Origin of the sequence: Nocardia farcinica (assembly GCF_029867845.1) — a bacterium.
Lineage (GTDB): Bacteria > Actinomycetota > Actinomycetes > Mycobacteriales > Mycobacteriaceae > Nocardia > Nocardia farcinica_A.
On the sequence record NZ_JARWRU010000857.1, the window covers coordinates 1 to 4,143 of the forward strand.

General features: G+C 70.9%; 3 protein-coding genes. 2 read left to right on the top strand and 1 reads right to left on the bottom strand.

Features of this window, described 5'->3' with window-relative positions:
- Positions 1-97 precede the first annotated feature (97 nt).
- The gene (locus QH283_RS18740; RefSeq protein ID WP_280504285.1) at positions 98-1,684 is read left to right on the top strand and encodes a GMC family oxidoreductase; all 1,587 of its coding nucleotides are present in this window, start codon (positions 98-100) and stop codon (positions 1,682-1,684) included.
- A gap of 74 nt (positions 1,685-1,758) precedes the next feature.
- Here QH283_RS18740 and QH283_RS18745 read toward each other — a convergent pair whose 3' ends face one another.
- The gene (locus tag QH283_RS18745; protein ID WP_280504286.1) at positions 1,759-2,235 is read right to left on the bottom strand and encodes an HAD-IIIC family phosphatase; all 477 of its coding nucleotides are present in this window, start codon (positions 2,233-2,235) and stop codon (positions 1,759-1,761) included.
- Between the two features lie 271 nt (positions 2,236-2,506).
- On the opposite strand from QH283_RS18745, the gene QH283_RS18750 reads away from it, so the two are divergent.
- A complete protein-coding gene (locus tag QH283_RS18750; protein ID WP_280504287.1) occupies positions 2,507-4,057 on the top strand; it encodes an acyl-CoA carboxylase subunit beta in 1,551 nt (516 codons plus the stop codon).
- The last annotated feature ends 86 nt before the right edge of the window (positions 4,058-4,143 follow it).

Consider the following 4,143-nt stretch of genomic DNA (forward strand, 5'->3'; position numbering starts at 1 on the left):
GGCCCCGGTGCGCCGGGGCCCGCGCGGCCGAAACCCACCGGAGCGGGCCGGGAAGCTCGTATCTTTGCCCGAGGAGCAGAAGATCGGAGTGGGACCAGTGGCCTCAGAACAGATCACCGCCGACTACGTCGTCGTCGGGACCGGATCCGCCGGCGCGGTGGTCGCCGCCCGGCTCAGCGAGGACCCCGGCGTGACCGTGGTCGCGCTGGAGGCGGGCCCCGCGGACAAGAACAAGTTCGTCCACATCCCCGCGGGGTTCTCCAAGCTCTTCCGCACCGAACTGGATTGGGACTATCTCACCGAGCCCCAGCCGCAGCTCGGCAACCGGCAGATCTACTGGCCGCGCGGGCGGATGTTCGGCGGCTCCTCGTCGATGAACGCCATGATGTGGGTGCGCGGCTTCCGCGCCGACTACGACGAGTGGGCGCTGCTGGCGGACGAGCGATGGGATTTCGCCGCCGCGGTCGAACAGTTCCGTCGCATCGAGAACGTCCAGGACGCCCAGTATCCCGACGAGGGCACCGGCGGGCCGCTGCACGTCCAGCACCAGCGCAGCCCGCGCAGTTCCACCGCCGCCTTCCTGAGCGCGGTGCGGGAGGCGGGCTTCGCGGTCGAGCCGCCGAATCGCCCGCAGCCGGAGGGCTTCTCACAGACCATGGTCACCCAGCGCCAGGGCAGGCGCTGGAGCACCGCCGACGCCTATCTGCGACCGGCCATGCGCAGGCGCAATCTCACCGTCCTCGGCGAGTCGCACGTCTCCAAGGTGCTTTTCGAGGGCAACCGGGCGATCGGCGTCGAATACCGCCGCGGCCCGGCCACTTTCCTGGTGCGCGCCAACCGTGAGGTGGTGCTGTGCGGCGGCGCGATCAACAGCCCGCAGTTGCTCATGCTCTCCGGCATCGGCGATTCCGACGAACTGGCCCGCCACGGCATCCCGGTGGTGCACCACGCCCCCGAGGTCGGCTCGAACCTCCAGGACCACCTGGTCGCCGGTATCGGCTACTCCTGCGAGGACACCCTGTTCGCGGCCGAGAAGCCGCTCGAGCTGGTGAACTACCTGCTGCGCCGTCGCGGCATGCTGACCTCGAACGTCGGTGAGGCCTACGGTTTCGTCAAGAGCAGGCCCGAGCTCGAGCAGCCCGACCTGGAACTGGTCTACGCGCCGGCGCCGTTCTACCACGAGGGCCTCGTCGAGCCCGCCGAGCACGGCAACATTCTCGCCACCGTCCTGCTGCGCCCGCGCAGCCGGGGCAGCGTCGCGCTCGAATCGGCCGACCCGCAGGCCAAGCCGGTCATCGACCCGCGCTACCTGTCCGACAGCGCCGGCGCCGACCGGGCCGCCATCCTCGCGGGCCTGCGCACCTGCGCCAGAATCGCCGAAGCCCCCGCCATGAAGGCCGTGCTCGGCGATCTGATCTACCCGCCGAACGCGCCCGCCGACCTGGAAGCCGTGCTCGAGCACACGCTGACGAACTACGCGCACACCCTCTACCACCCGATCGGCACCTGCCGCATGGGCACCGACCCGGCCAGCGTGGTGGACCCCGACCTGCGGGTGCGCGGGGTGGCGAACCTGCGCGTGGCCGACGCCTCGGTGATGCCCGTGCAGGTCCGTGGGCACACGCACGCGCCGAGCGTGTTCATCGGCGAGCAGGCGGCCCGCTTCCTGCGGTCGGCGAATTGAGCCACGCGGACCGCGCCGATCCCCGTGCGGCCCCGGCGCGCGTCCGGCTCGGCCGGGTTTCGGACGGCCGGGTTTCAGATGGCTGGGATGCGGTCGAAGCCGAGCGGCGGGGTCGGATGCGGCCCCGACCGGCGCACCGGCCGGAAGTCCGGCAGCGCGGCCAGCACGTCGACATTGCGCGCGGCATAGCAACGCACCTGCGGCAGCGCGCGCAGCACCTCGGCGCGTTCCACCGGCTCGTCGTCGATGAAGGCGATGGTGTCCAGGCTCAGGCCGAGCGTGCGGGCGATCCGCACGATGGAGTCGGACTTGCGGCCCCAGCCGATCTCCATCGCGGAGAACATCTCGTAGAGGCCGTACCGGTAGAGCTGATCGAGGGTCATGGCCCGGTCGCCGCGGCTGGCCGCCGCATGCCAGATGCCACGCTCGCTGAGCGTGCGCAGGGTCCGCATCGCCTCCGGCCGGGGCGCGCCGTTCGTCGCGTCGGTGACCACGCCGTCCCACAGCGTGTTGTCGAGTTCCCAGACCAGGCACCTCAGAGCCGGTCGCATCGCCTGCCCCCATCCGTCGTGAACACTGCCGCACTCGCCGTGGCGGGTGCGCCTGATGATACCGGCCGGACGGCTGTCGGGAGGTCCCGCAAGTGTCCAGGGCCGGCGCGGTTTCGTTGTGAACGCGCCCGGACACGCCCCGCGCGCCACCATGACATCGCATCCCGGGGTGTGCGAAGCGTCTCATCACCGATAGAGTCGAGCGCCGCGCCCCCGTTCGGCTCCCGGACGGGCCAGGCGCCACGGCGAGTTCGAAGGACGAAGACAACACATGAGCGGTACGCGGGACAAGCTGGATCAACTCCTGGAGATCCTGGAACTCGCCGAGGAACCTGCGGGCGAAGCGGGCATCGCCAAGCGCAAGGCGAAGGAGATCCCCAGCGCCCGCGAGCGCGTGCGCATGCTCGTCGACAAGGGCAGCTTCGTCGAACTCGGCAAACTGGTGCGCCAGCCCGGCGGCGGCGATGCCGTGTACGGCGACGGCGTGGTCACCGGCCGGGGCACCATCGACGGCAGGCCCGTGGTGGTCATCGCCCACGACCAGACCGTGCACGGCGGCTCGGTCGGCGAGATGTTCGGCCGCAAGGTCGCCAATGCCATGGACTTCGCCTACCGCAACGCCTGCCCGGTGATCGCCGTCAACGACTCCGGCGGCGCCCGCATCCAGGACGCGGTGACCTCGCTGGCCTGGTACGCCATGATGTGCCGCAGACAGGAGGACCTGTCCGGCTTCGTGCCGCAGGTGGCGATCATGCTCGGCAAGTGCGCGGCGGGCTCGGTGTACGGGCCGGTGAACATGGACGTGCTGGTGGCCACCGAGAAGTCCTACATGTTCGTCACCGGCCCCGAGGTGATCAAGGCGGTCACCGGCGAGACGGTCAGCGCCGACGAACTCGGCGGCGCCGCGGTGCAGGCGAAGAACGGCACCGTGCACCACGTGGCGCCGACCGAGCAGGCCGCGTTCGACTGGGTGCGCGAATACCTGAGCTACCTGCCGACGAGCTGCCTCGAGCAGGCGCCGGTGATCAACCCCGGCCTCGAGCCCGAGATCACCGAGCACGACCTCGAACTCGACTCGATCATCCCGGACTCGGACAAGGCCGGCTACGACATGCACGAGGTGCTGCTGCGCATCTTCGACGACGGTCAGCTGCACGAGGTCGCCTCCGGCACCGCGCCCAATCTCATCACCGCCTTCGCCCGGGTCGACGGCCGCAGCGTCGGCGTGATCGCCAACCAGCCGCAGGTGCTCGGCGGCGCGCTCGACGCCCAGGCCTCCGACAAGGCCACCCACTTCATCCGGCTGTGCGACGCCTTCGGCCTGCCGCTGATCTTCGTGGTCGACACCCCGGGCGTGCTGCCCGGCATCGAGGAGGAGCGCAACGGCGTCATCAAGCGCGGCGGCCGCTTCTTCCGCGCGGTCATCGAGGCGACCGTCCCGATCGTCACCATCGTGACCCGAAAGGCCTACGGCGGCGGCTACGCGGTCATGGGCTGCAAGCCGCTCGGCGCCGACATCAGCTTCGCCTGGCCCACCGCGCGCATCGCGGTCATGGGCGCGGAGAGCATGGTCGGCATCATCGGCCGCAAGCGCCTGGCCGAGACGCCGGAGGAGCAGCGTCCGCTGGTGCGCCAGCAGATGATCGACTTCTACAACGCCACCATGGCCACCCCGTGGATCGCCGCCGAGCGCGGCTACATCGACGGCGTCATCGAGCCCTCGCAGACCCGGCTGGAGATCCGCAAGGCGCTGCGGCTGCTGCGCGACAAGAACCCGCGCCCGCGCAACAACCCGCGCAAGCACAGCCTGTTCCCGGTGTAGCGCGCACCGCGGGGGGGGCCCGGCGGGCCCCCGCCCGCGGGGCCGGGGGGTTTTGGGGGGGGGCCGGGGGGTTCGGGGCGGGGGTG

Coding starts and splice junctions, on each gene's coding strand:
- QH283_RS18750 (WP_280504287.1), top strand. CDS start 2,507: ATGAGCGGTACGCGGGACAAGCTGGATCAACTCCTGGAGATCCTGGAA.
- QH283_RS18745 (WP_280504286.1), bottom strand. CDS start 2,235: ATGCGACCGGCTCTGAGGTGCCTGGTCTGGGAACTCGACAACACGCTG.